The following is a 23,806-nucleotide window of genomic DNA, read 5'->3' on the forward strand; positions in this document are numbered from 1 at the left end:
CTGTTTTGTTTTGTGTCCCGGCGCTTCTCCCCACGTCTAACCCACCCACCCCCCCGGGGCCGCGGTGTTTTTTTCTCCCCTCCCCCGGGGCGGGGGGGCCGGGGGCGCCCCCCCCCCCCCCCCCCCCCCCCCCCCACCGCCACCTCCGCATAACGTCGTCCCGCTGCGAAACCGCCGGGAGCAACGGCGGCCGTCCACAAGGGAGATCGGGGGTGCACGCGTGCGGATCGCAATGGTCACCCATGGTGGCTACCCCTATGCGAAGGGTGAGAGCCGGCTCTGGTGCGAACGGCTCGTCCACGGCCTCGCCCGGCACGAGTTCGACGTCTACGCCGCGAGCAGCGGCCCCGAGCAGGAGCGCTCCGGCCTGCTGCCACTGCCGCCCCATGCCCGGCTGGCGGCCACCGCCTCCCCCTGGGCTCCGCCGGAGGCCGGCACGGCCCCCGGGCGCCGCGGCCGCCGACGCGCGGCCGGCCTCCTCGCCGAACTGCTGCGCGCGGTGTGCGCCGACGGCGGCACCCGGCCCGGCGGGCCCGCTCACGGCGCCGACGGGTTCGACGAGGCGCTCTACGGCCTCGCCGAACTCGCCCGCACCCACGGAGGGCTTCCCGCCGCCCTGCGGTCGGAGCCCGCGCTGCGGGCCGTCGAGTCCGCCTGCCGGGCACCGGGCTCCCACCGCGCCCTGAGGGACGCCACCGCCGCGGACCTGCTCCGGGCGGCCGACGCCCTGGAGCACGCCCTGCGGCCGCTGTCCTTCGACTGGTACCAGGGCGGCGCCCTCGACGCGGCCGACCTCTGCCATGCCGTCTCCGGCGGCCCCGGGGCGCTTCCCGGCCTGGTGGCCAAACGCTTCTGCGGGGTCCCGCTGCTGGTCACCGAGTACGGCGTGCAGGTGCGCACCCACCATCTCGCGGCCCGCCGGGACGGCCGCGGCCCGGCCGTCCGCGCCCTGCTCGCCGCCTTCCACCGGCGCCTCGCCCGCGAGGTCTACACCCAGGCGGCCCTGGTCACCTCGGGCAACGCCCACGCCCGGCGCTGGCAGGAGCAGTGCGGGGCCGACCGCACCCGGCTGCGGACGGTGCACCCCGGGATGGCCGCGGAGCGCTTCGCCGCCGTCGGCGAGGGGCCGGAGGGCGAGGAGCGCACCCTGGTGTGGGTGGGCCGCCCGGAGCCCGGCAAGGACCTGGTGGCCCTGCTGCACGCCTTCGCCGAGGTCCGCAAGACCGAACCGGCCGCCCGGCTGCGGCTGTTCACCACACCCCCGCAGGGCGGGCGCGGCGACGGACCCGCCGACGCGTACCTCGCGCAGTGCCGCGCCCTCGCCGCCCAGCTCTTCCCGGACGAGGCGGACGGCGCCCACGCGGTCGGGGACAACCCCGTCTCCTTCGAGGAGATCGGCTCGCCCGAGGCGCCCGAGCCCGCCGACGCCTATGCCGCCGGATGCCTGGTGGTGCACTCCAGCGTGGTCGAGGGCTTCCCCGCCACCCTGGTCGAGGCGATGCTCTGCGGCCGGGCGACCGTCTCCACCGACGCGGGCGCCGTCGTCGAGGCGATCGGCGGCACCGGGCTGGTGGTGCCCCCGCGCAACCCGCGCGCCCTCGCCGACGCCTGCCTCGCTCTGCTGCGCGACCCCGAGCGCCGCGCCCGCCTGGGCGCGGCGGCCCGCGCCCGGGCCCTCGAACTCTTCACCGCCGAACAGAACCTGACGGCCTTCGGCGGCCTCTACCTGGAGCTCATCTCGCACTCCCCGGTCCGGCGCGCCGCCGAGGCCGTGGACGCGGCCGGGGACCCGGTCCCCTTCGCCCACCCCGCGGAGAGCCGCCTTCCCGGCCGGTGGAACGGCGCCGGACACGTTCCCGCCTGGGCGTCGGGCCCCGACACGGCGCCCGCGAAGGAGGTACACCCATGACCGCGGCACACCCCACGGGAGCGACCGCACCCGCGGCGGGGGAGCGGAGGGCCGCCGAGGGGCGGGAGGAGACGGCGGGCACGGGCGACACCGCCCATGTGGACGCCGTACGGGCCGCCCTCGCCGCCCTGGACGCGATCTGCGACCCCTCGGCGGGCACCGCCCCGCGGCGAAGCGCCCGCGACGGCGACGCCCCCGGTGCCGCGCCACGCGCCACCGGCCCGGAGCCTCGCCCCCCGGCGGAGCCGGGCGGCGAGGGCCCGGCGCCCTCCCCGGCCCGCTCCGGGATCCCCGGGGTCCCCGGGACGGGCCCCGGCCCCGCCCGAACCGGCCCCGTCCCGACCGGCCCCGCCCGCGCCGAGGAGCCGCGCTCCACCGCCCCCGCGGCGACCGCCCCCCTGCGGGACCGTTTCGCCTCCGGCCACCGCGCCCCGGCGCCTCCCCGCCGCGGGGGCGACCCCGTCAAAGGGCTGCTGCACCGCCACCGCGAGCTCTGCGCCGGCGCGGTCGACCCGCTGGAGATCGCCGCGGGCCTGGAGGCCCACGGGGTCACCGACCGCACCGCCGCCCACTACCGCCACCGGGACGTCTTCTCCCTCGCCGAGGAGATGTTCGCCCGCACCGACCGCACCCCGCCGAACGGACCGGCCGCGCCCGTCCCGCCGGAGCCCGCAGAGGGCGCCGACGGCCTCCGGGGCCCCGGTGCGGGGCCGCTGCTGCGGGCCGCCGCACCCGCTGCGGTCTGCGCCCTCGCCGTCGTGGGCGCCGAGGCCGCCGGGGGAGCCCTGCGGATCGCGGTCGCCGCGGCCGGTGCGGCGGCGACCCTGTTCACGCTGGCGCTCGCCCTGCGCTCGGGGCCGCTCCGCGCGGGCCGCCGCGCAACCGCTCCCGCACGGCTGTGGACGCTGTGGCTGATCGCCTACGCCGTCTGCGGCCAGGGCCTGGTCGACGCGCTCGCCCGAGGCGGCCCCGCGGGGCCGCCCGCCCTCACCCCCGTACCGCTGGTCCCGCTCGCGGCGGCCGTCCTGCCCGCCGCCTGGTGCGCCCACCTCTTCGCCGTCCGGTCCCGTCGGGGGCTCTCGCGCAGCCGCGGCCTCGACGCCTTCGCCGCGGCGACGAGGCCCCTGCTCCTCGCCGTGTCGGCCCTGTTCGCCGGGGCGCTGGGACTGCTGCTCCTGGCCACCGGGGTGCTGGTGCCGCCCGGCACCGGGCTCGCCGGGGCGGCCGCCCTGGGCGTGCTGCTCTTCCTCGCCCGGCTGCTCGCGGTGCACGGCTTCCCCGGGACCGCCTCGGCGGCCCTGGCCGCGGCCTGCGCCGTCGAGGCCCTGGCGCCGGCCCTGCTGCTGGCCGGCCGGCTGCCCGGACTGGAGCCGCTGGCGCGGCCGGTCGAGGCACTGGCCGGGTCCGCGGGACCGGCCGCCGTCCCCGTGCTGGCCTGCACGGCCGCCGCCCTGGCCCTGCTGGCCCGCGCCTTCGCGCTGCTGACCCGCGCCTCGGCGCACACCCCCTGACCCCACCGGCGGCGCGGCCGGGGCCGGCACCGCGCGTCCGCCGCCGAACCGCCAGTGAATCCCCCTAAGGAGACAGTGCATGACCCCGCTACACCCGGTGACAGCCCGTCGGCCGCAGGAGGGCGCGCGATGAGGGTGCTCCTGCTCGGTGCCAACGGCTTCCTCGGCCGCTTCGTGACCGACCGCCTGCTCGCCGATCCCGCCGTCCACCTCACGGCCCTCGGCCGGGGCGACGACGCCGATGTGCGCTTCGACCTCGCGGGCGGCAGCCCCGGTGCGCTGACCCGCTTCCTGAGTGCCGTCCATCCCGGCGTCGTGATCAACTGCGCGGGGGCGACCCGCGGCGGCGCCCGCGACCTGACCCGCCACAACACCGTCGCCGTCGCCACGGTCTGCGAGGCCCTGCGGCGCAGCGGCTGCGGGGCGCGGCTCGTGCAGATCGGCTGCGCCTCGGAGTACGGCCCCTCGCAGACCGGCTCCTCCACCGCGGAGGACGCGGTCCCGCGGCCCGGCGGCCCCTACGGGGTGAGCAAGCTGGCCGCCACCGAGCTGGTGCTCGGCTCCGGGCTGGACGCCGTCGTGCTCAGGGTCTTCTCACCCGTGGGGCCGGGCACCCCCGCGGGGTCCCCGCTCGGCCGCCTCGCGGAGGCGATGCGCCGCGCGATGCAGCAGGGGGACGGGGAGCTCAAGCTCGGCGGGCTCGGTGTGCAGCGGGACTTCGTCGATGTGCGCGACGTCGCCCGCGCCGTGCACGCCGCCTCGCTCTCGGCGGCACAGGGCGTGGTGAACATCGGCACCGGGCGGGCCGTGCGGCTGCGGGACGCGGCGGCGGTCCTCGCGCGGGTCGCGGGCTACACGGGAGCCCTCCACGAACTCGACGCACCGCACCTGCGGCCCGTGATCGGTGCACCGCGCTCCGAGTCCCACGCCGAGCACCTCGCCGCCTCCCCCTCCCCCTACCCGGACGGCTGCGGCGCCTGGCAGCAGGCCGACGTGCGGACGGCGCGCGACCGGCTGGGCTGGCGCCCGCGGATCAACCTGGAGGAGTCGCTGGCCGACATCTGGATGGAGGCGGCATGCCGCATCTGACGCGCACCGGGTCGCCGCTGTCGGCCACCGGGGCGGAGTCCCTCGGGTTCGGCGTCCCCGGCTACGCGCACCCCCTGCTCGCCCCCGTCGAGTGGGCGGAGCTCGCCCGGCCGGGCACCCCGCTGCACTGGGTGGTGCTCAACGTCGCGGACGGTCCGGGCGACCGCCCGGACCTGCACTGCCTGGAGGCGGCGGGACGGCTGGCCAACGCCGGGGTACGGGTGCTCGGGCACCTCGACCTGGCCCACGGGGCGCGGCCCTTCGGAGAGCTGGTCCGCGAGGCCCAGTGCTTCGCGGACTGGTACCGGGTCGGCGGCTTCCTGCTGGACCGCTGCCCCGTCGAGCGCGCCGACCTCCCGCAGGTCCGGCGGCTGACGGCCACTTTGGACGGCCTGCTCGACGGCGGGCACCTGGTCCTCGGGCACGGCACCCACCCGTACCCCGGGTACGCGGAGGCGGCCGACCAGCTCGTGACCTTCAGCGGCGCCTGGGCGGACTACCGGTGGTCGCAGGTCGCGGAGTGGACCGCGCACTACCCGCCCGAGCGCTTCGCCCACTTCGTCCACGGGGTGCCCCGTATGCACCTGGAGGAGGCGACCCGGATCGCCCGCTGGCAGGGGGCCGGGACCATCTTCTTCACGGACCGCGGCCATCCTGCAGGAGGAAAGGGGCATACCCACCCCTTCGAGGCCCTGCCCGGCTACTGGGACGAAATCGTCTCGCAGATCGGACCGGGTGTCTCGGAATGAGAAGGGGCGTGGCAGTGTTACGGAGAAGAACAACCGTACGTACCCAACCGACGGAGTCCCCGTGTCGCTGCCACCCCTGGTCGAGCCGGCTGCCGAGCTCACCGTAGACGAGGTCCGCAGGTACTCGCGCCACCTGATCATCCCGGATGTCGGGATGGACGGGCAGAAGCGGCTCAAGAACGCCAAGGTGCTGGCCGTCGGTGCCGGAGGTCTCGGATCCCCGGCCCTGATGTACCTGGCCGCGGCCGGGGTCGGCACCCTCGGCATCGTGGAGTTCGACGAGGTCGACGAGTCGAACCTCCAGCGTCAGATCATCCACAGCCAGTCGGACATCGGCCGCTCCAAGGCCGAGTCCGCCCGCGACACGGTCAAGGGCATCAACCCCTACGTGGACGTCGTCCTTCACGAGGAGCGGCTCGAGGCCGACAACGTGATGGACATCTTCGCCCAGTACGACCTGATCGTGGACGGCACCGACAACTTCGCGACCCGGTACCTGGTGAACGACGCGTGCGTGCTGCTGAACAAGCCGTACGTGTGGGGCTCGATCTACCGCTTCGACGGCCAGGCGTCGGTGTTCTGGTCCGAGCACGGCCCCTGCTACCGCTGCCTCTACCCGGAGCCCCCGCCGCCGGGCATGGTCCCCTCCTGCGCCGAGGGCGGCGTGCTGGGCGTGCTCTGCGCCTCCATCGGCTCCATCCAGGTCAACGAGGCGATCAAGCTGCTGGCCGGCATCGGCGAACCGCTGGTCGGCCGACTGATGATCTACGACGCCCTGGAGATGCAGTACCGCCAGGTCAAGGTCCGCAAGGACCCGAACTGCGCGGTCTGCGGCGAGAACCCCACCGTCACCGAGCTCATCGACTACGAGGCCTTCTGCGGCGTCGTCTCCGAGGAGGCCCAGGAGGCGGCCGCGGGCTCCACGATCACTCCCCGGCAGCTCAAGGAGTGGATCGACGGCGGCGAGAAGATCGACATCATCGACGTCCGCGAGGTCAACGAGTACGAGATCGTCTCGATCCCGGGCGCCCGCCTGATCCCCAAGAACGAGTTCCTCATGGGCAACGCCCTCGCGGAGCTGCCCCAGGACCGCAAGATCGTCCTGCATTGCAAGACGGGTGTCCGCAGTGCGGAAGTCCTCGCGGTCGTGAAGTCCGCGGGCTTCGCCGACGCGGTGCACGTCGGCGGCGGCGTGATCGGCTGGGTGAACCAGGTCGAGCCGGAGAAGCCGGTCTACTGATCACCGGCTCCGCTGACCAGCGGAGCTGACGAAGCCCACGGCTCTGACCAGTTCAGATGCCGTGGGCTTCTGTCGTTGTCGGTCGACGTCGGCTGGCCTTGGACGGCCCAGGGGCGGCCCAGTCCTCCTGCCTGGTCGGACACTCACCCGGCAGTCGTGGCGTGAGCTTCAGTCGCCTCCGAACCACAAATAGCTGCCGGGGGTGGCTGCGCACTCGCCCAACATCCGCGCGAGGTCGTCCAACGCGGCGAGCTGACGCTCGTCACCGCACCGTCGCTTCAGACCGCCAATCTCCTGAACGGCGGCTGCGGCCTCCTGCTCGTTCATCAACGTTTCCCCGTACGGATCGACGGCGGTGAGCCGCCCGGATACGCCGAGAAGCTGAAGCGAGCCGAGCGCATCGGCTAGGGCGTCGCCATGGCCGTAAGAAGTCTGCAAGAGCGTCGTGCGCCAGGTCCTGCGCGCCGGCCGTGATGAGTGCAGCTCCAGATCAATCCCCATGCTCCATGATGCGCCTGTCGGGCTGCTGCACAGCCACAACTGATCACCGGAGGCTGTGACCTGCGGCCGCCTTATCGATCAACGTCCTGACCTGCCGCCGAGCTGTCGGCACTTGTCGACGTTGGTCAACGTTGAGCGCACTTCCACGGCCCGAGGACGGCCCGCGGGAGGGCGCTCGTGCGGCAACCTCTGTGGTGAGCACCGAAATGCGGAAACCGGACACTGAGCCTACGATTGAATTAGAATTCGACCCACCGAAGGAGGCTACGGTGTGTCGCGTCGATACGCTCGCTGAGACCGTGGGGAAGTTTCGCCTTCCGGGCGCCACCGTTCCACCGGGGCCGTCCTCGGAGCTCTACCGTGTCGGTAGTACGACCGAGAACTGGACCGGTCCGCAAATAAGCGAACGATTCGGCCCTCTTCTGCATTACACGCAAAACGCCTTCCGGCCGCTAATCGAGACTCACGGTCTGGGGATGCCTGATCCGTGGGGCATGGACTACGGCGTCTTCCTGACTCCGTCAATATATTCCTCATGTATCGCTCCGTATCGTCTCGCGCTAAATAAGCCCTGCGATCTCTGTATTATCATCGATGTCGCCAACATTCTCGAGCCGTGCTTCTGGGGGCCGCGGATCTCTATCCCGGAGGTAGGAACTCCTTCGCGTCTGAGGGCCATATGGGACGGGGGCGGCATAGAGATCTACTGCTCGCAGCGGATAAGCCCGACGAACCTGCACTATGAAGCTATTGAGCCATGCGGTGACGATGCCTAGGGGTAAGGATGAAGGAGACGCCGTTCGCTGTAGCTAGTAGGTGCCTCGATGCGGTTTCGGAGACCTCTATTCGCGATAATCCGCAAATCGCTCGCGTCATCAAGTCCTGGGACGGCGACCAGGGTAAGTGGGTGTGGCGTCATGCCGTGCGTGATGGGTGTTACGCTGAAGTTGTTGCTATCTTCAAGCTGGAGCCGTTCGCAGTCGATATTGACAACACTACGGACGTATGGATTGACTTCTATGCGCAGGCGCGAATTTCTTCCCAGGCGGAGAAAGAAAAGCGCGTGGCAGCCGTTCATGTTGGCGCGGAAGATCTGCCGATAAATGAAGAGGATCTGATGGCCGACATGATTGGCGCGTTGCAAAGTGGAATGGAATTTGCTGAACAGTGGATCGAGGAATCTGGTTTGCCATCAAATCTCGACTCGCCGGGGATTTGAACGCCTCTCGGTCAAATTGATGCGCGCCTTCCGCTTTCCGAGGTCGGTGGAGCGGCTTTGGGCTGGAGCTGCTTTGGGGCGAGTGATCATGGCCCCGTAAGCTTCCGGCGCGTCGGGCAGTCTGTGGACCTGCCCGTTAAAGCACGACGTTGGGGCCATGATCTTAGAGGCTCGCCCCAAAGTGGCTGCCTAAAGCCGTGGAGCCGACCGCCCCAGCCACAGAGGGTGTCTCCCACTTCATGCCCGCAGCTCGCGAGCGCGCCGCCGGGCGCGGCCAGCCGGGGCGCAGACAGGAGGCAGGCCGCGCCGCAGAGGCGGCGCGTGCCCGCGCCGTGCGCGGGCCTTGATGAAGTAGAGAAACTCTTACCGCGCTGGCCAGCGTCCATGATCCTCTGGGTGATGCCGATGGCCACTTCGCGGTTCACACAGGTCGCGTACCGGGCGCCTGACCGTGCTCCAGGTACACCGGTCCCGTGTCGCTCCGGGCTTCGGCCGCTGCGCGGATGCGTCGGGCCAGTCGCGGGATGCTGCGCTCGGTGATCTGCTCCGGGGTGAGGAAGTCGAAGCCCTTCAGCTCGTCGGCTTGCAGCGTGATGCTGGTCAACTGCTCGGCGTCGAGCTGGCCGCCGTCGAATAGGTAGAGCACTTTGTCGCCCTCGGCCTCGTTCGGGGCCCAGTCGACTGCGAGGAGGCGGCCGATCGGCGGGGTGATCCCCAGCTCCTCGTGGACCTCGCGCACGGCAGCCTGGAGGGGTGATTCGCCGGTCTCGATGTAGCCCCCGGGGATGTCCCAGTAGTCCTTGTACGTGGGTTCCACCATGAGGACGCGGTCTGCGGTATCGAAGAACAGCGCACCCGCTGCCATGCGCGGATGCGCCATCTTCGCTTCGTGTGCGTTCGGTGCCATGGAGCCGAGCGTACCCAGCTCAGACGACATGCAGCCTGTCTGCCAGGCCCGCGAGGTTGCGGCTCGGCCGGCCGCGCTGGCCTCGTACCCAGGTGAGCACCAGCTCTCGTGCGAGGTAGTGGCTGCGTACCTGCTCCGGTGCCCAGGTCTCCGCTTCGAGCACCTTGGCGAGTGCGTCATCCATGCGGTTGTGGGCGCTGAGGGCTCGGGCGACTTCGAGGTTGTGCCGCGTACGGCGCTCCGTGGGCAGTGCGGCCGTATTGATCTGAGGCCCGAGGTCGATCGCCACCTGCATGTCGCCCAGCTCGGCCGCCGTCGCCACCCGGTGGATGGCCACGTTTGTCGGCCCGAACGCGGTCCAGACGTGGTTGGCGTCAGTCCCGAGTCGGCTTGCGGTCCGCTCTGCTTCCTCAAGGAACGTCCGCGTGGTGCCTCTGTCGTCCGCTCGGGCTGCTGCCATGGACCCGGCCAGGTACAGCGTGCCGTACACGGACAGGAACTCGGGCGTCGGGTCTTGGATGCCTGGCCGGAGGTACTGCCCCGCGTCACCGACCAGCTGTACGGCTGCGTCGAAGCGGCCGTTGGAGAGCAGGCAGTGAGCTACGGAACGGAACAGTGATCCGGTCACCATGGTGTTGCCTGACTGTTGGGCTGCGGCCAAGCCGCGGTCGGCGGCGATCCATGCCAGGTCGGTTTCCCCGAGCTTGGTGAGCACCATGGCTGCGCCCTGGTACGTCATGGCCATTAGCTCGTACGCCCGCTCTCGCTCGCGGCCCTGGTAGGCCTGGGCGGCAATGAGCGCGTCGGCCAGGAGCAGGGGGAGCCTCCGAGTCGCGAATCCGTAGCGTGAGTCCTGGTAGGCGTCCCAGACCTCGGCGACGTTGCTGCGCAGCTCCTCCAGGGAGGTCGGTTCGCCTTCGGTGGTCACTCCCAGCAGAGGCGTCAGCTGCCGGTAGTTCATGAGGGCCGAGCGAAGCGCCGGCACCGTGCGGGTACCGCTGTCGGCAGTCCACTCCAGGAGGGTCGGTTCGGCCAGCAGGTCGCCGAGCGTGACGTCCAGGGCGTCGGCGAGCGACTTGATGACCGAGAGCCTGTCCAGCTCGATCCGGTTGTTCTCGGCCTTGCTCAGCCAGTCCACCGTGCGGCCAACGAGTCCGGCCAGGACCTCTTGGGAGATCCCCCGCCTCCGGCGGTACCAGGCGACTCGTTCACCGATCGTCAGGTTCGTCGTCATTCCTCGCATGGCTAGAGCCTCATCCCATCTCCCTATGGGACCCCGGAGGAATTTTCCGGGGTGGTACGGCGCCGAGCTCCTAGCGTCGTAGCTACCCCGAGAGGATGCCAGGCCGAGCACGGGACGGAGGAACCACGATGGCGCTGACCCCGGCCGAAGTGGTGGAGCTGACCGCAGAGTTGAGGTCACTGACGCGGGAGGTGGAGGGTATCGCGCGCCGCGCCGACGAGTTGGTCAGCCGTCTTGTGGCTGCTTCCGGACCAGTTGCTCAAGCTGGTCCATCCGCTCTCCCAGTCGGCGTACCTCGCGACGCACGTCGGCCAGGTACCCCGCGATCTCCTCGAACTCCGGGCTGCGCCTCACCTGGCGAGGCTCCTCGGGGCGGGTGACGAAGCTTCCCTTGCCCTGGTGGGAGATGACGTAGCCGTCTTCACGTAGCCGTGAGATCGCCTGGCGGGCCACGGTGCGGGAGACCTCGTGGTCCGCCATCAGCTTGGTCTCGGACGGCAGCTTGGTGCCGGGTTCCAGCTCGCCTTGCCGGATGCGCCTCTTGAAGTCGTTGGCGATCTCCAGGTACTTCGCCTGCCCGGTGAACTCAGCCATAGCCCCTCTCAGTGCTTGTCGCACTAAGTGCAGCACATCCAACCGGCAAGAGTCGAGAACCACTTGACGTACTAAGTGCTTCAGGTGCAGTCTCGGAGCATGCCGACGTACTAAGTACGTCAAGTTGAGTGTGAAGGAGCGCATCCATGCGTCAGATCCCTGTCGACACGTCCGCCGCGACCGTGATGGTTGCCAAGGCCCCGCAGCCGAAGGTCAAGGACCGCCGTACCGGCGAGATCGCCACTGACATGGAGACCGGTGCGAAGCTGATGACCGTGGACGTGATGTTCGCGGCCAACGACGTGGTCGAGATCCTGTCCGTCACCGTCCCGGAGACCGGCATCTCCGGTGAGCTGACGATGGGCACGCCGGTCGCGCTCACGGGGCTGATCGCCCGGCCGTGGGAGAACGAGTTCAACGGGCAGAAGCGGCACGGGATCGCGTTCCGCGCTGTCGCCGTGACCTCGCTCGCCGCCTCGGCCTCGAAGGGGGCCTGAGTCATGGTGCGGCTGTTAGGTGTCGTCGTGCTGGTCGTCGCTGCTGCGGGTCTCCTGCGGTGGCGGCGCCCCGCCTGGTACTGGCTGACCTTCGGCGTCGTGGTCGCGATCGCTCGCGTCCTCGTCCGCTATGCCTCGGTCATGGACGCCTGCGGCCTGACGGTTCCGCCTTCGCGCTGGCGCCTGGCCATGGCGCGCATGGTCAATCGCCCGGTGCCCGAGTCCCGGCCGCCGCGCATCCTGCGGCTTCGTCCGACCCGGACCGGCCTCGTCTTACGTCTGGGGCTACGCCCTGGCCAGGATGCCTTCGACGTGGCCGCCTCGTGTGATCGGCTGCGGCACTCGTTCACCATGTACGGCGTCACCTCGCGTGAGGTGCGTTCGGGTGTGGTCGAGCTGCGGATGACGGGCTATGACGTCCTGGCCCGGGTGCAGATGCCCGCCACGGTCGACCGCGTGCCGATGCGGGTGCCGGTCGCGTTGCGGGAGGACGGGGCAGTGCACTTCCGCGACTACCGCACCACCCCGCACGCCCTGACCGTCGGGGCGACGAAGTCGGGCAAGTCCGTGTACCAGCGCAACCTGGTCGCCGAACTCGCCGCCCAGGACGTGGCCCTGGTCGGCATCGACTGCAAGCAGGGCGTGGAGCTGTTCCCCCTCGCGCGCCGGTTCTCCGCCCTGGCCGACAACCCCGACGCTGCCGCAGACCTCCTCGACGTGCTCCTGGCGCACATGGAGGGGGTGTACCAGTTGATCCGGGCCGAGCAGCGGATCACCGCGGACGTGCCGGATGCGGAGATCGCCGCCGACATCTGGGACCTCCCCGACCACCTGCGCCCGACCCCGATCGTGGTCCTGGTGGACGAGGTCGCCGAACTCGCCCTGTACGCGACCAAGGAGGAGGAGAGGCGCCGGGACCGGATCATCACCGCCCTGGTCCGGCTCGCCCAGCTCGGCCGCGCCGCCGGCATCTACCTGGAGGTGTGCGGGCAGCGCTTCGGCTCCGAACTCGGCAAGGGCATCACCATGCTCCGCGCCCAGCTCACCGGCCGCACCGCCCACCGCGTCAACGACGAGACCTCCGCGAACATGGCCTTCGGTGACATCGCCCCCGACGCCGTGCTGGCCGCCATCCAGATTCCCGCCAACGCTCCCGGCATCGCCGTCACCGGGGACTCCTCTGGCGGCTGGCACCGCATCCGCGCACCGCACACCACGCTCCGCCAGGCCGTGAACGCCTGCAACCGCCACGCATACCGCACCCCCGACCTGCCCGGCCTCGCGGCCTTCCGGCCCACCGCGCCGGGACCGGTGTCCCTGGCCAAGGTCCCCACCCAGACCGGCGCCGAGTCCCCGTCCACCGCCTAAAGCCCCACGCCCTCCTCCCACGGTCCGGCGCGACCGTCACCGCGCCGACTCCCTACCCCTGCCATGCCCAAAACGCCCGCGAAGGAGGTGAGGACATGACCCGCACGCTCCGCGTCGACGCCGTCCTGGTGCAGGCCGTGATTGCCGGGGCCCTGTCCTTCTCCCACCTGCACGACCTGGCCGAAGCCGCCGGACAGACCGGATGGAAGGCATGGGCCTACCCGGTCTCTGTCGACCTGCTCCTGGTAGCCGCCTGGCGCCGGATGCGCACCGATGCCGACAACCGTGACGCCTGGTTGTGGTTCACCATCGCCCTCGCCGCATCCCTCGGCGCCAACATCGCCACCGCCGGACTCCTCGACCTCAACCACGTACCGGCCTGGCTGCGGATCCTCGTCGCCGGATGGCCTGCCCTCGCCTTCCTCGGCGGCACCCTCCTCGCCCACACCCCCACCCACCAACCACCCCAGGAACCCGCCCCTGAACCGGAGCTGGAGCCGCGGCCGGTGGTCGAACGCGACCAGGACCACGCTGCGGTCCCGGCCGACCCCGAGCCTGCCGAGGCGACCGAGGACGACGAACCGGGTGCGATCACCACGCCGGAGCCCGCACCCGCGCTGCCCCCGGCCACACCCGTACCCGCCCCGGCCCCGGCCCCTGCTCCGCCGGTGCCGGCCGCGCTGGTCGACCACGCCCGGAAGGTCGCCGACGACCACCGCACCCGGACCGGTACCCCGATCGACACCGACACCCTGCGCGCCCGCCTCGGCGTCCCCGCCCCCATGGCCGACGCCATCGCCGCCCACCTCACCTGACCTCGAAGGGAGCACCACCATGACCCGTGACCCGGCCGACCTGACCACCGCCGACTACCTCGACAGCGCCCGCGAGATGACCGCCGCCAACCGGCCCTACCTCGCCCACCTGCTCGCCGAGGAAGCCGCCCAGCGCACCCCCGCCCCGGCCACCGCCGCCGCCATCCGCGCCACCTACCCCGACCCGGCCACCACCCGAACGGAGACCGACTGACATGCCCGCACGCGACCACTTCCACTCCGTGATGCGGATCGGCCCCGTGCAGATCGGCACCCACCGCGACCGCCACGGCCGCACCAAGCACGCCGCCGTCTGCACCGCCGACCGCTGCGGCTGGTCCGCCGACTTCACCGCCTCCTCGGCCGCCCAGCTCGCCGCCCGCACCCACCGCTGCCGCATCGCCGACTGAACGGAGAACCCGCCATGGATGTCCCGCTCTGGCTCGCCCTGATCCTCATCGGCGCCCTCGGCATCAAGCTCATCCGCCCGCCCTGGTGGCTCATCGCCGTGCTCCTCCTCGGCGGCTACCTCCTCGCCGACAGCCTCCTCGCCCCCGCCATCGACACCGCACTCACCAAGTAGCCCACCGCAGAAAGGAGAAGCACTCATGTTCCGCCCCAAGATCCCCACCATGCCGACCCCCACCGGCATCGTCACCCCGCCCACCGTCGAGCCGACCGCGATCGTCCAGCACACCCCGGCCCCCGCTCCCGTCCAGCCGCCCACGCCCGCGTCCCGGCCGGTGGTTCACCTCACCCCCGGCACCGCCGTGGCGCTCGTCGGCGCGGGCACGGCTGTGGTCCTGGTCGTCGGCACCGTCCTGGTCTCGATGCTCCTCGCGACCGCCATCACCGCCGCCTCAGTCGCCGTCTGCGCCCTCGTCCTCCGCACGCTCATCGGCCAGCAGCACAAGCACCGCTGACCGATCGCCGGGGGCGCTGCACAAGCCGCCAAGCACGCCGCCGCCCCTGGGCCCTGTTCGACCTGCCAACCGCCATCATCAAGGGGAACACCATGGACCTGCCCGCACTCGTGAGCGTTGCGCCGTTACTCGGCTGGGCCGTGCACAGCGGAGTCCTCACCTGCCGCCTCGCCTCCGCCCGCCGTGACCCGCTCACCGGCCTGCACACCCGTGCCGGATGGACCACCCGCGCCGAACACTGCATCCGCCGACACCCGAACGCCGCCGTCCTCCTGGTCGACCTCGACCACTTCAAGGCCCTCAACGACACCCACGGCCATGCCGCAGGCGACGCAGCCCTCGCCGTCATCGCCGATCGGCTCCGAGTCTGGTGCGGACACAACGGCACCGCCGGGCGCCTGGGCGGAGACGAGTTCGCTGCCGTGATCCGGGACCTGGCCGCCGCCGACCTCGACGCCCTCACGACCGCACTGCACCAGCCGCTGACCCACCGGGGAGTCTCGCTGCCGCTGGCCGCCTCGGTCGGCACCTGCCGCGTCGCAGACCTGCCCCTGCGCACCCTGACCGACGCCCTCGCCTCCGCCGACGCCGCCATGTACGCGGTCAAGGGCCGTTCCCGCCGGGGGTCCCGCCGTACTCACTGACCGGCTCCCGGGTGGCGCACAAGCCGCCAAGCACGCCGCCACCCGGGGCCGTCCCTTCCAACCGCAACCGAAAGGAACCACCATCATGGCCCACCGCACCCCGCCCACGCCTCGGATCTGCCCGGCCTGCGACGGCTTCGCCTCTGCCGCGATCACCCTCGGCGGCCGTGACCACCGCGGACACCTGCGCACGATCACCGCCCACTGCCCGACCTGCGACGGCCTCGGCGTCACCCGCACCCGTCCCACCCGGGAGGGCGCCCGTGCCTGAGCAGCTGCTCGACCCAGTCACCCTCGGCGACCTGCTGAGGGTGGCTTCGGCCGTTGACTACCACCGCTGGCAGGAGCAGATCCGCCGCACCGGCGGCTGCGCCGACCCCATCCACCTCTCCGGCTGGACCCTGACCAAGGACAAGGTCACCGGCGAGACCCTGCACCACTACTCCACCGAGGGCGAGCCGGGTGGGCGTCTCCGTGTCGCCTGCGGCAACCGCCGCGCCTCCCGCTGTCCCTCCTGCGCCTGGACGTACGCGGGCGACACCTACCACCTCATCCGCGCGGGCCTGGCCGGTGACGACCGCCGCGACATTCCCGCCAACGTCCGCGACCACCCCCGCGTCTTCGCCACGCTCACCGCACCCTCGTTCGGCCCGGTCCACAACCGACCCGACCGAGGCGTCTGCCGCTGCGGCACCCGCCACCCGGCCGACGATCCTGCCCTCGGCACCGCCCTCGACCCGGCGACCTACGACTACGCGGGCACCGTCCTGTTCAACAACCACGCCGGACAGCTGTGGCAGCGCTTCACCAACCGCCTGCGCCGGGAGATCGCCGCCCGCGCCGGCATCACCCAACGGGAGCTGAAGGAGCGCGCCCGGCTGTCCTACGGCAAGGTCGCCGAGTTCCAGAAGCGTGGTGCCCTGCACTTCCACGCCGTGATCCGCCTCGACGGACCTGACGGCCCCGACACCTCACCGCCGTCCTGGGCCACCACCGCCCTCCTCACCGACGCGATCCGGGCCGCCGCGGCGCACTCCTACACCTCCGTCTGCGTCCCGGCCGCCGCCGACCAACCGGACCGGTCCTTCCGCTGGGGCACCCAGCTCGACGTCCGGCCCGTCAAGGCGTTCGGGGACGGCTCCGACATCACCGAACAGGCCGTCGCCTCCTACGTCGCCAAGTACGCCACCAAGGCCGCCGAGAACACTGGCACCCTCGACCGCCGCATCGGTGAACTCTCCGAACTCGACCGCCACGGCGTCCCCGACCACGCCCGCCGACTCATCGCGGCGTGCAAGACGCTCGATCCTCTCTACCCGGACCGGCGCCTGTGGGCCTGGGCTCACATGCTCGGCTTCCGCGGCCACTTCTCCACCAAGTCACGCCGCTACTCCACCACCCTCGGCGAACTCCGCCAGGCACGCGCCGACTACCGCGCCGCCCAGGAGCGCGCCGCCCTCGGCCTCGACGACCAGGAGCCGGACACCGTCCTGGTCCTGGCCGACTGGCAGTACGCCGGACACGGCCACACCCCCGGCGAATCCGCCCTCGCCGCCACCATCGCCCGCGACATCCGGCTCAACCGCGAAACCGCCCGCGAAGCCCTACGCGACCAACTCGCCGATGCAAGGGAGTGCTGACCATGGCCTCAGAGCTGCCGAACAGGTTCCTGACGCCTGAGGACCTGGTCGAGATGTTCGAGCTGCCCAGCATCGAGACGGTCTACCAGTGGCGCCGCAAGCGCACCGGTCCCCGCGGCTTCCGTGTCGGCCGGCACCTCCGCTTCGACCCCACCGACGTGCGTGCCTGGGTCGACTCCCGGATCGGGGAAGCCGCCTGATGGCCGGGCACATCCAGGACCGCTGGTACCGAACCGAGACCGGCCCCGACAACAAGAGCCGCAAGGTCAAGAGCGACCGGCACGGCACCGGCCTGCGCTACCGGGCCCGCTACATCGGCCCCGACGGCACCGAGAAGTCCAAGAGCTTCCCGGACCGCCAGAAGCGCCTCGCCGAGCAGTGGCTCTCCCAGATCGAAGCGGACATGGCGCGCGGGCAGTACATCGACCCGCAGGCCGGTCGCCTCACCGTCCGGCAGCACGCCGAACGGTGGCTGGCGTCGCTCACCATGGACCCCGCCACCTTCGTGAGCACCGAGCAGCGCATCCGCCTTCACGTCCTGCCGTACCTGGGGAGCCGCACCCTCGGCTCTCTGCGGCCGACGCATATCCGCGAATGGCTGCGGAAGCTGCAGGACGGGGGAGTCGCACCCACCTATCAGCGGGTGATCTTCGCGAACCTCTCCACCATGCTCACGGCGGCCGTGGACGACCGTCTGATCGCTGAGAACCCCTGCCGCTCGTCGTCGGTACGGGCCCCGAAGCTCGACCCCCGCAGGATCGTCCCGTGGTCGCGTGGCCGTGTGTTCGCGGTGCGCTCGGCTCTACCGGCGCAGTATCGGGCCATGGTGGACCTGGCCGGTGGGTGCGGCCTGCGCCAGGGGGAGGTGCTGGGACTGGCGGTCGAGGACGTGGACCTTGTCGAGGGAGTCGTTCACGTGGACCGGCAGGTCAAGCTCATCCGTCACCGCCCGGTGTTCGCGCCGCCCAAGGGAGGCAGGACGCGCACGGTCCCGCTGCCCGAAAGCGTGGCCCGGTCGGTCGAGGAGCACATCAGCCGGCATCCGCCGACCGATGTGACCCTGCCCTGGCGGGTGGTCGACGGGGAGCCGGTCACGGCGTCACTGCTCTTCCACCGGGACCAGGGCCGCCCCGTCAACCGCAACGACTTCAACCGCTGGGCCTGGCGCCCGGCCCTCCGCTCCGCGGGAGTGCCCTTCGGGCGGGCGAGCGGGATGCACGCGCTGAGGCACTTCTACGCCTCCGTGCTCCTGGACGCGGGGGAGAGCGTCAAGGCTCTGTCCGAGTACCTCGGGCACCACGACCCGGGCTTCACGCTGCGTACGTACACCCACCTGATGCCCAGCAGCGAGAAGCGGACCCGGGCGGCGGTGAACCGGGCCTTCGCGGACGGCCCCGCCACCGATGACGGCCCCACGACGGCCCAGGAAGCGTGAGACCCTGGGAAGTGCACAGGTCGGGCGCTATGCTTCCTGACTTGCCGGTCTACTGACCCCCGAGGGGCCGCGGGGCCCGGACCGCCCGAGCGAGGGCGGTCCGGGCCCCGCGCCGTCCGCCCCGGCGGGGCCCTCAGCGGCACACCGTCCCGTCGCGCGGCACCGTCCCCTCCAGGAGGTAGGCGTCCACGGCGCGGTCCACGCACTCGCTGTTGCCGTAGGCGCCGTGTCCCTCGCCCCGGTACGTGATCAGCACCCCCACGTCCTCGCCGAGGGCCTCGGCCATCACCTGCGCCCCCTCGTAGGGCGTGGCCGGGTCGCCGGTGTTGCCGATGACCAGGATCGGTGCGGAGCCCGGGGCCGAGACGTCCGGGTGCGTCCAGGTGCCGGGCACCGGCCACTCGGTGCACCCCAGCAGGCCCCAGCCGAGGAAGTCGCCGAAGACCGGCGAGGCCGCGCGGAACGCGGGCAGCCGCTCCCGGGTCTGCTCCAGGGTGTAGCGCTCCTCGGAGTCGACGCATCCGATGGCCGCGCCCGCCGCCTGGATGTTGCTGTAGGTCCCGTTCTCGTTCCGGCCGGTCAGCGCATCCGAGAAGGCCATGAGCAGGGCCCCGTTGCCGCCCTCCGCCTCGTCGAGCCCCTGCTCCAGGTACTCCCAGTACTCCTGCGAGTAGAGCGTCTGCGCGATGCCGTTGAGCGCCTGGCTCTGGGTGAGCATCCGGTCGCCGATGCCCGGGATCGGCCGGCTGTCCAGTCCGTCCAGGAAGCCGATGATCCAGTCCTGGATCTCGTCGGCCGTGGATCCCGGCAGGAGGCAGTCGTCGCCGCGCTCCACGCAGTCGGTGAGGAAGTTGGTCAGGGCGAGCTGGAAGCCCTCCGCCTGGCCGAGCGAGCTCTGCGCCGCGCTCTCGCCCGGATCCACCACCGCGTCGAACACCGCACGGCCCACGTTCCCCGGGAACAGGTGGGCGTAGACCCCGCCCAGTTCGGTGCCGTAGGAGATGCCGAAGTAGTGGAGCCGCTCGTCGCCGAGGACCTGACGCATCAGGTCCATGTCGCGGGCCGCGTTCAGCGTGCCGACGTGGGGGAGCTGCTCCCCGGAGTTGTCCTCGCAGGCGTCCGCGAACGTCTCCAGTCCCTCGACGAACCGCTCCACCTCCTCGGCGTCGTCGGGGGTGGCGTCCTCGGCGACGTACTCCTGCATCTGCCGGTCGTCCAGGCACTCCACCGGCACGCTCCGGCCGACGCCCCGGGGGTCGAAGCTCACCAGGTCGTAACGGGTGCGCAGGGTGCCGTAGTCGGCGGCGGCCGCCGGGAGGGTGGCCACGCCGGAGCCCCCGGGGCCGCCGAAGTTGAACACCAGGGAGCCGATGCGGCGGTCCGCGTCCCGCGCCCGGGCGCGGATCAGGGCCAGCTCGATCGTCTCGCCCTGCGGGTCGCCGTAGTCGAGCGGGGCCTCCATGAACGAGCACTCCCAAGCTGTCCCGCCGGGCAGCGGCGAGGGCGGCGGGCCGCCGCCCTCCGCGTCCGAGGGGGCGGGGCAGGGCTGCCAGTCGAGCTTCTGGGCCGCGTAGTCGCGCGGGGGCTCGTCGCCGTCCCCGCCGTCGGAGCAGCCCGCCGCGGCCAGCAGGACGGCGAGGGCCGCGGCGGTCCCGGTCACCGCGCGCCGCGCCCGTCCGGGGCGTCCGGCGCGGCGGGAGGCGGGGGGAAGGGTCGTCGGCATGCGGCCATCGTGCGCCCGGAGGCCGTCCGCCGCGCGGGCGACGGGCCATGCGGGTGGTGCCCCGGGGCCTGCTCCCCACGGGTGGCCTCGCTCCACCGACCGGGTGATGCCCGGGCCGTGGTGCTGGACCCGGCCGCGGCTCCGTGCTCGGCCGCGGCCCTCGCCCGGTGGCCTCGCGCCGCCGAGGGCCCGAGCGCCGTCCCGGTCCGGCGCCCGTGCCCCGGCGCGGATCAGAGCGAGCCCTTGCGCGAGAGGTGGTTGAAGGCGAACCAGCCGGGCAGCACCGGAAGCCACAGCGTCATCAGCCGGTAGAGCAGCACCGCGGGCGCGGCGATCTCCTTGGGCACCCCGACCAGGACCAGGCCGCCGAGCAGGGCGCCCTCGACGGCGCCCACGCCGCCGGGGGTGGGGGCGGCGGACCCGATCGCGTTGCCCGCGAGGAAGACCACCGCGATGCTGGCGTAGCTGATCGGCTGGGCGCCGCCGCCGACCGCGCGGATCGAGGCGTCCAGGCACATCACGAACGCGCCGGTGAGCAGCAGCATGCCCCCGATGCCCGTGAGCAGCTTGCCCGGCCGCTGGAGCACGTCCAGCATCCGGGGCACGACGCCCGCGAACAGCGACCGCAGCCGGGTGGCGACGAACTTGCGCAGGAACGGGATCGCGGTCACGACCAGCACCAGCACGGCGACCGTCAGCAGGCCCGCGATGACGGTCCGGGAGGGGGTGAAGGAGGCGGTGCGCTCGGTGCCCGTCAGATAGCCGAAGAGCAGCAGCAGCAGGATGTGCGCCCCGAGTCCGAACAGCTGGGAGGCGCCCACGCTCGCGACGGCCAGCCCCGGGCGCACGCCCGAGCGCTGGAGGAAGCGCGTGTTGAGCGCCACGCCGCCGACGGCCGCCGGGGCCACGATCTTCACGAACGAGCCGGCCACCTGCGCCAGCACCGTGGGCCGGAAGCCGACCCGCTCCGGGACGAAGCCCAGCAGGCTCATCGCCGCCGCCAGGTAGCTCAGGGCGGCGAAGGCGAGCGCGGCCGCCACCCAGCCCCAGTGGGCGTTGTCGAAGACCGTGCGGAAGTCGATGCCCGCGATCTGGGAGAGGAGGAAGTAGGCGGCGACGGCTCCCGCGATGAAGCTCACCAGGGTCCGCGGCCGGATCCGCTCCAGCCGGACCGGCTCCACCGGCGCCTGCGGGCGGATCAGCAGGATCTGCGCCCGGATCTGGGAGAGCAGGTCCTCCTCGCGCACCTCGTCCAGAGCCTCGTCCACGGCCCGCTTGTCCGCCTGCCGCTCCGCCTTCTCGACCTTGCGCGCCGCCTTGCGGCCGTCCTTGCCCTCCGCCGGGCCCTCGCCCTCCGAGCGGGCGCGGCGCACCGCCGCGGAGGCCGCGAGCACGGCCTCCCGCTCCCGCTGGGCCCGCTCCCGTGCCTGCTGGCGGAGGGTGGCGCGGGTGGACCGGCTCAGGGCGATCGGCTGGAGCAGCGGGAGGCTGTCGGCGACCGTGTCGGGGCCGAGCACCTCCACCGCGGCGGCGACCGCCCGCTCCGGCCCCACCCGCAGGCCCAGGGTGGTCAGCAGCTGTGCCACGTCCATCCGCAGCACCAGGTCCCCGGCCGCGATCTCGCCGCCGCGCAGATCGGTGAGGACCACCCGCCCGTCGGCGTCGACCAGGACCGCGTCCCCGGTCAGCCGCCGGTGGGCGATCCGGCGCGAGTGCAGCGCCCGGACCTGGCGCCAGGCACTCAGCACCACCTCGTCGGTGATCTCCTCGTCGGCCAGGGAGTCCAGCAGCCGTCCGCTCTGGTGCTCGTAGACCAGCATCACGGCGTCGGGGCCGAGCTCGGAGGTGGCGATCAGCTTCGGGGCGTTCGCCCCGGCGGCGATGGCGGCGTAGGCGAGCAGGGCCTCCTGCTCCAGGGCCTGGCGCAGTGACTGGATGGAGCGGCGGGTGGAGATGGAGCGCAGCGTCAGGCGCCGCCAGACCCGGTAGAAGAAGCCCTGGGCCTGCTGCTCCCGGTCGACGACGGTGACGTCCAGCGGCGGCCCGTCCTCCAGGGCGACCAGGTAGCGGCGGCCGCGGTCCTGCTCGGTGCTGTCGGGGGTCTCCTCGGCGCGCATCGCGCTCACGGGCTTGAAGCCCACGTGCCGCAGACCGGCGAGCAGCGTCTGCCCGGTGGGGCGGACGTTGGGCGAGCCGACGGCGTACAGGGTGCCGTAGGCCACCGTCCAGCCCAGCAGCACGGTCAGGATGATCGAGAACGGGGTGGTGTAGCCGGCGACCAGCATCGCGAAGGCGTCCAGCAGCAGCACCACCCACAGCACGACCCGCCAGCGCGGCCGGCGGGCCATGCCCACCGCCGTCATGTACGCGATCACGGGGGCCAGATAGCCGTGCACCGGGTCGGTCAGGCCACCCGCCTGCGGCTGGGTGAGGGCGTCCTGGAGGCTGCCGGGTGCCGCGCGGGAGACCCACAGGTCGGTCGCGAGGGTCACGCCGTGGGCGAGGACGGCCGCCAGGACGCCGTCGGCGATCCGCAGGCCGTCGCGCTTCACCAGCCGCTCGATGGCGAAGGCGACCGGCACCAGGAGCACCGCGATGCTGGAGACCAGACCGGCCAGCTTCACCAGCAGGTCGGGGGCCTGGCCGGTGCCCTTGCTGATGTCCGACTCCAGGCCGGTGGTGGTGCCCTGGGCGAAGGCGGCGACGGCGAGGACGACGGCGATGGCGAGGATGCCGCCGAGCAGCCGCATCAGGTCCGAGGGGCGGTGGACCCGGGCGGCCAGCAGTGGCTCGTCGCCCGAGACGCGGTCGTTCAGCAGCGTGCCGGTGCCCTCGCCCACGGCCGTCGAGCCGGCCGGGGCCGCACTGTGCACACGGGCCCGGGGCCCGTCCGCCGCCTCGCCGGGAGTGCCCGCCCCGCCGGGCGCCTGATCGGCACCGTGCTCCTGCCCGGCGCGGTCACCGGTGCCGCGGCGGTCGTCGGCACGGGCGCCGGCGGCGTCGCCGGAGTGCGGCGGAACGGGTGCGTCCGGCTGCGGCCCGGGCCCAGGGCCGTCCGCTGCCTTGGAAGGCTGCACGCCCTGCTCCTTCGCCGAATCGGTCTCTTCTTGATCTCGTATCACCAGTCACCGCCCGCATGATGGTGGCACGCCCGGACGGTGGAGAGGGGTATCAGGGGGCGCTGCGGGGATGCCGGGTGTCGGAAAAGTCTACTGATAGGGGTTTCCAGGTGATTGTCCACCTGCTCCGGGGGCTGTCGGTGCCATGCGGCAGGATGGGGCGGATGGACGACCGGAAGGGCGGGCCGCCCGCGTTCCCCCAGTACCCCGAGTACGCGGACCGGGTCCTGGAGACCGCCGAACAGATTCCCCCGGGCAGGGTCATGACCTACGGCGACGTCGCCGAATGGCTCGGCGACGGAGGGCCGCGGCAGGTCGGCCGGGCCATGGCGCTCTACGGAGCCGCCGTGCCCTGGTGGCGGGTGGTGCGCGCCGACGGCAGGCTGCTGCCCGGCCACGAGCGGCAGGCCCTGGAGCACTACCGCGCCGAGGGGACGCCGCTGCGCGAGGCGGCGCCCGGAGCGGCTGCGCGCCTGCCGAGGCTGGACATGGGGCGCGCCCGGTGGGACGGCCGCGCGAAGGGCCCTTCGGGCGCGGACGGCCCCGCGGCGCGCGGTGCCGTCGGCCGGGCGGAGCGGGCGGCTCACGACGGCGGACGCACCGGACGGCGTCCGGCGGGCGGCCACGGCGCGGCCGCACCCTGAGCGGTACGGGCGAGACGAACCGGCGGCTGCACCCCG

Annotated in this window: 25 protein-coding genes; 19 read left to right on the forward strand and 6 right to left on the reverse strand. The window is 72.4% G+C overall.

Translation table 11 applies throughout. The features are described from left to right. Positions 1-220 precede the first annotated feature (220 nt). From ACGF15_RS27515 to moeZ, 5 genes are all read left to right on the forward strand, one after another. Positions 221-1,909: a DUF3492 domain-containing protein gene (locus ACGF15_RS27515; RefSeq protein ID WP_392802817.1), complete on the forward strand. Its 1,689-nt coding sequence runs from the start codon at positions 221-223 to the stop codon at positions 1,907-1,909. Continuing rightward, complete coding sequence (locus ACGF15_RS27520; protein ID WP_392802820.1) at positions 1,906-3,420, forward strand: hypothetical protein; 1,515 nt, start codon at positions 1,906-1,908, stop codon at positions 3,418-3,420. The genes ACGF15_RS27515 and ACGF15_RS27520 overlap by 4 nt, the downstream gene beginning before the upstream one ends. 129 nt (positions 3,421-3,549) lie before the next feature. Further along, complete coding sequence (locus ACGF15_RS27525) at positions 3,550-4,509, forward strand: NAD-dependent epimerase/dehydratase family protein (protein WP_345612832.1); 960 nt, start codon at positions 3,550-3,552, stop codon at positions 4,507-4,509. After that, positions 4,497-5,258 carry a spherulation-specific family 4 protein gene (locus tag ACGF15_RS27530; RefSeq protein ID WP_392802823.1) on the forward strand — a complete coding sequence of 254 codons (762 nt, stop codon included), beginning with the start codon at positions 4,497-4,499 and terminating at the stop codon, positions 5,256-5,258. The genes ACGF15_RS27525 and ACGF15_RS27530 overlap by 13 nt, the downstream gene beginning before the upstream one ends. A gap of 61 nt (positions 5,259-5,319) precedes the next feature. Next, entirely contained in the window at positions 5,320-6,498 is a 1,179-nt protein-coding gene (gene moeZ, locus ACGF15_RS27535; RefSeq protein WP_256524653.1) for an adenylyltransferase/sulfurtransferase MoeZ, read from the forward strand. Between the two features lie 168 nt (positions 6,499-6,666). Here the strand turns inward: moeZ and ACGF15_RS27540 are convergent, their stop codons facing one another. Further along, positions 6,667-6,999 carry a hypothetical protein gene (locus ACGF15_RS27540; protein ID WP_392802826.1) on the reverse strand — a complete coding sequence of 111 codons (333 nt, stop codon included), beginning with the start codon at positions 6,997-6,999 and terminating at the stop codon, positions 6,667-6,669. A gap of 784 nt (positions 7,000-7,783) precedes the next feature. Between ACGF15_RS27540 and ACGF15_RS27545 the strand changes: the two genes are divergently transcribed. Continuing rightward, complete coding sequence (locus ACGF15_RS27545; RefSeq protein ID WP_392802829.1) at positions 7,784-8,218, forward strand: hypothetical protein; 435 nt, start codon at positions 7,784-7,786, stop codon at positions 8,216-8,218. Between the two features lie 421 nt (positions 8,219-8,639). On the opposite strand, the gene ACGF15_RS27550 is transcribed toward ACGF15_RS27545, so the two are convergent. The 3 genes from ACGF15_RS27550 to ACGF15_RS27560 form a co-directional block, all read right to left on the reverse strand. Then, a complete protein-coding gene (locus ACGF15_RS27550) occupies positions 8,640-9,125 on the reverse strand; it encodes an NUDIX domain-containing protein (protein ID WP_392802832.1) in 486 nt (161 codons plus the stop codon). Positions 9,126-9,144: 19 nt separating this feature from the next. Next, on the reverse strand, positions 9,145-10,359 hold the full coding sequence (locus ACGF15_RS27555) for a helix-turn-helix domain-containing protein (protein ID WP_392802835.1): 1,215 nt from the start codon (positions 10,357-10,359) through the stop codon (positions 9,145-9,147). A 234-nt stretch (positions 10,360-10,593) separates the two neighbouring features. After that, the gene (locus ACGF15_RS27560) at positions 10,594-10,962 is read right to left on the reverse strand and encodes a GntR family transcriptional regulator (protein WP_392802837.1); all 369 of its coding nucleotides are present in this window, start codon (positions 10,960-10,962) and stop codon (positions 10,594-10,596) included. A gap of 146 nt (positions 10,963-11,108) precedes the next feature. On the opposite strand from ACGF15_RS27560, the gene ACGF15_RS27565 reads away from it, so the two are divergent. The 12 genes from ACGF15_RS27565 (at position 11,109) to ACGF15_RS27620 (ending at position 18,284) form a co-directional block, all read left to right on the forward strand. Continuing rightward, positions 11,109-11,459 carry a hypothetical protein gene (locus tag ACGF15_RS27565; RefSeq protein ID WP_392802840.1) on the forward strand — a complete coding sequence of 117 codons (351 nt, stop codon included), beginning with the start codon at positions 11,109-11,111 and terminating at the stop codon, positions 11,457-11,459. A 3-nt stretch (positions 11,460-11,462) separates the two neighbouring features. Further along, positions 11,463-12,827, forward strand: a complete 1,365-nt coding sequence (locus ACGF15_RS27570; protein WP_392802843.1) for an FtsK/SpoIIIE domain-containing protein — start codon at positions 11,463-11,465, stop codon at positions 12,825-12,827. A 95-nt stretch (positions 12,828-12,922) separates the two neighbouring features. Continuing rightward, positions 12,923-13,642, forward strand: a complete 720-nt coding sequence (locus tag ACGF15_RS27575) for a DUF2637 domain-containing protein (protein ID WP_392802846.1) — start codon at positions 12,923-12,925, stop codon at positions 13,640-13,642. Between the two features lie 19 nt (positions 13,643-13,661). After that, the gene (locus ACGF15_RS27580) at positions 13,662-13,856 is read left to right on the forward strand and encodes a hypothetical protein (protein ID WP_392802848.1); all 195 of its coding nucleotides are present in this window, start codon (positions 13,662-13,664) and stop codon (positions 13,854-13,856) included. Position 13,857: 1 nt separating this feature from the next. Next, on the forward strand, positions 13,858-14,052 hold the full coding sequence (locus ACGF15_RS27585) for a mobile element transfer protein (RefSeq protein WP_360643720.1): 195 nt from the start codon (positions 13,858-13,860) through the stop codon (positions 14,050-14,052). 14 nt (positions 14,053-14,066) lie between these two features. Next, positions 14,067-14,225, forward strand: coding sequence for a hypothetical protein (locus ACGF15_RS27590; RefSeq protein ID WP_360643717.1), 159 nt, complete (start codon positions 14,067-14,069; stop codon positions 14,223-14,225). A gap of 25 nt (positions 14,226-14,250) precedes the next feature. Beyond that, positions 14,251-14,565, forward strand: a complete 315-nt coding sequence (locus ACGF15_RS27595) for a SpdD-like protein (RefSeq protein ID WP_392802851.1) — start codon at positions 14,251-14,253, stop codon at positions 14,563-14,565. A gap of 92 nt (positions 14,566-14,657) precedes the next feature. Then, entirely contained in the window at positions 14,658-15,209 is a 552-nt protein-coding gene (locus ACGF15_RS27600; RefSeq protein WP_392802854.1) for a GGDEF domain-containing protein, read from the forward strand. An 85-nt stretch (positions 15,210-15,294) separates the two neighbouring features. Then, on the forward strand, positions 15,295-15,480 hold the full coding sequence (locus ACGF15_RS27605; RefSeq protein WP_392802857.1) for a hypothetical protein: 186 nt from the start codon (positions 15,295-15,297) through the stop codon (positions 15,478-15,480). After that, a complete protein-coding gene (gene repSA, locus ACGF15_RS27610; protein WP_392802860.1) occupies positions 15,473-16,849 on the forward strand; it encodes a replication initiator protein RepSA in 1,377 nt (458 codons plus the stop codon). Before ACGF15_RS27605 ends, repSA begins: the two co-directional genes overlap by 8 nt. Before the next feature lie 2 nt (positions 16,850-16,851). Continuing rightward, positions 16,852-17,049 (forward strand): helix-turn-helix domain-containing protein, encoded by a 198-nt coding sequence (locus ACGF15_RS27615; protein WP_360643702.1) that lies wholly within the window; start codon positions 16,852-16,854, stop codon positions 17,047-17,049. After that, on the forward strand, positions 17,049-18,284 hold the full coding sequence (locus ACGF15_RS27620; RefSeq protein WP_392802864.1) for a tyrosine-type recombinase/integrase: 1,236 nt from the start codon (positions 17,049-17,051) through the stop codon (positions 18,282-18,284). Before ACGF15_RS27615 ends, ACGF15_RS27620 begins: the two co-directional genes overlap by 1 nt. Positions 18,285-18,417: 133 nt before the next feature. On the opposite strand, the gene ACGF15_RS27625 is transcribed toward ACGF15_RS27620, so the two are convergent. Both ACGF15_RS27625 and ACGF15_RS27630 read right to left on the reverse strand, forming a co-directional pair. Next, entirely contained in the window at positions 18,418-20,007 is a 1,590-nt protein-coding gene (locus ACGF15_RS27625) for an alpha/beta hydrolase (RefSeq protein ID WP_345612837.1), read from the reverse strand. Between the two features lie 230 nt (positions 20,008-20,237). Further along, positions 20,238-23,084 carry a lysylphosphatidylglycerol synthase transmembrane domain-containing protein gene (locus ACGF15_RS27630; protein ID WP_345612839.1) on the reverse strand — a complete coding sequence of 949 codons (2,847 nt, stop codon included), beginning with the start codon at positions 23,082-23,084 and terminating at the stop codon, positions 20,238-20,240. Between the two features lie 206 nt (positions 23,085-23,290). On the opposite strand from ACGF15_RS27630, the gene ACGF15_RS27635 reads away from it, so the two are divergent. Continuing rightward, entirely contained in the window at positions 23,291-23,770 is a 480-nt protein-coding gene (locus ACGF15_RS27635) for an MGMT family protein (protein WP_376428487.1), read from the forward strand. Positions 23,771-23,806 lie beyond the last annotated feature (36 nt).

It is taken from the genome of Streptomyces sp. NPDC048001, assembly GCF_043203115.1.
GTDB lineage: Bacteria > Actinomycetota > Actinomycetes > Streptomycetales > Streptomycetaceae > Streptomyces > Streptomyces sanyensis.

What these genes read in the sequence shown, in the direction of transcription:
- ACGF15_RS27585 (WP_360643720.1), top strand. Translation starts at nt 13,858, where the DNA reads ATGCCCGCACGCGACCACTTCCACTCCGTGATGCGGATCGGCCCCGTG.
- ACGF15_RS27600 (WP_392802854.1), top strand. Translation starts at nt 14,658, where the DNA reads ATGGACCTGCCCGCACTCGTGAGCGTTGCGCCGTTACTCGGCTGGGCC.
- ACGF15_RS27570 (WP_392802843.1), top strand. Translation starts at nt 11,463, where the DNA reads ATGGTGCGGCTGTTAGGTGTCGTCGTGCTGGTCGTCGCTGCTGCGGGT.
- ACGF15_RS27595 (WP_392802851.1), top strand. Translation starts at nt 14,251, where the DNA reads ATGTTCCGCCCCAAGATCCCCACCATGCCGACCCCCACCGGCATCGTC.
- ACGF15_RS27615 (WP_360643702.1), top strand. Translation starts at nt 16,852, where the DNA reads ATGGCCTCAGAGCTGCCGAACAGGTTCCTGACGCCTGAGGACCTGGTC.
- ACGF15_RS27520 (WP_392802820.1), top strand. Translation starts at nt 1,906, where the DNA reads ATGACCGCGGCACACCCCACGGGAGCGACCGCACCCGCGGCGGGGGAG.
- ACGF15_RS27560 (WP_392802837.1), bottom strand. Translation starts at nt 10,962, where the DNA reads ATGGCTGAGTTCACCGGGCAGGCGAAGTACCTGGAGATCGCCAACGAC.
- ACGF15_RS27540 (WP_392802826.1), bottom strand. Translation starts at nt 6,999, where the DNA reads ATGGGGATTGATCTGGAGCTGCACTCATCACGGCCGGCGCGCAGGACC.
- ACGF15_RS27530 (WP_392802823.1), top strand. Translation starts at nt 4,497, where the DNA reads ATGCCGCATCTGACGCGCACCGGGTCGCCGCTGTCGGCCACCGGGGCG.
- ACGF15_RS27580 (WP_392802848.1), top strand. Translation starts at nt 13,662, where the DNA reads ATGACCCGTGACCCGGCCGACCTGACCACCGCCGACTACCTCGACAGC.
- ACGF15_RS27625 (WP_345612837.1), bottom strand. Translation starts at nt 20,007, where the DNA reads ATGCCGACGACCCTTCCCCCCGCCTCCCGCCGCGCCGGACGCCCCGGA.
- ACGF15_RS27620 (WP_392802864.1), top strand. Translation starts at nt 17,049, where the DNA reads ATGGCCGGGCACATCCAGGACCGCTGGTACCGAACCGAGACCGGCCCC.
- ACGF15_RS27555 (WP_392802835.1), bottom strand. Translation starts at nt 10,359, where the DNA reads ATGACGACGAACCTGACGATCGGTGAACGAGTCGCCTGGTACCGCCGG.
- ACGF15_RS27565 (WP_392802840.1), top strand. Translation starts at nt 11,109, where the DNA reads ATGCGTCAGATCCCTGTCGACACGTCCGCCGCGACCGTGATGGTTGCC.
- ACGF15_RS27605 (WP_392802857.1), top strand. Translation starts at nt 15,295, where the DNA reads ATGGCCCACCGCACCCCGCCCACGCCTCGGATCTGCCCGGCCTGCGAC.
- ACGF15_RS27590 (WP_360643717.1), top strand. Translation starts at nt 14,067, where the DNA reads ATGGATGTCCCGCTCTGGCTCGCCCTGATCCTCATCGGCGCCCTCGGC.
- ACGF15_RS27550 (WP_392802832.1), bottom strand. Translation starts at nt 9,125, where the DNA reads ATGGCACCGAACGCACACGAAGCGAAGATGGCGCATCCGCGCATGGCA.
- ACGF15_RS27635 (WP_376428487.1), top strand. Translation starts at nt 23,291, where the DNA reads ATGGACGACCGGAAGGGCGGGCCGCCCGCGTTCCCCCAGTACCCCGAG.
- ACGF15_RS27545 (WP_392802829.1), top strand. Translation starts at nt 7,784, where the DNA reads ATGAAGGAGACGCCGTTCGCTGTAGCTAGTAGGTGCCTCGATGCGGTT.
- ACGF15_RS27525 (WP_345612832.1), top strand. Translation starts at nt 3,550, where the DNA reads ATGAGGGTGCTCCTGCTCGGTGCCAACGGCTTCCTCGGCCGCTTCGTG.
- ACGF15_RS27575 (WP_392802846.1), top strand. Translation starts at nt 12,923, where the DNA reads ATGACCCGCACGCTCCGCGTCGACGCCGTCCTGGTGCAGGCCGTGATT.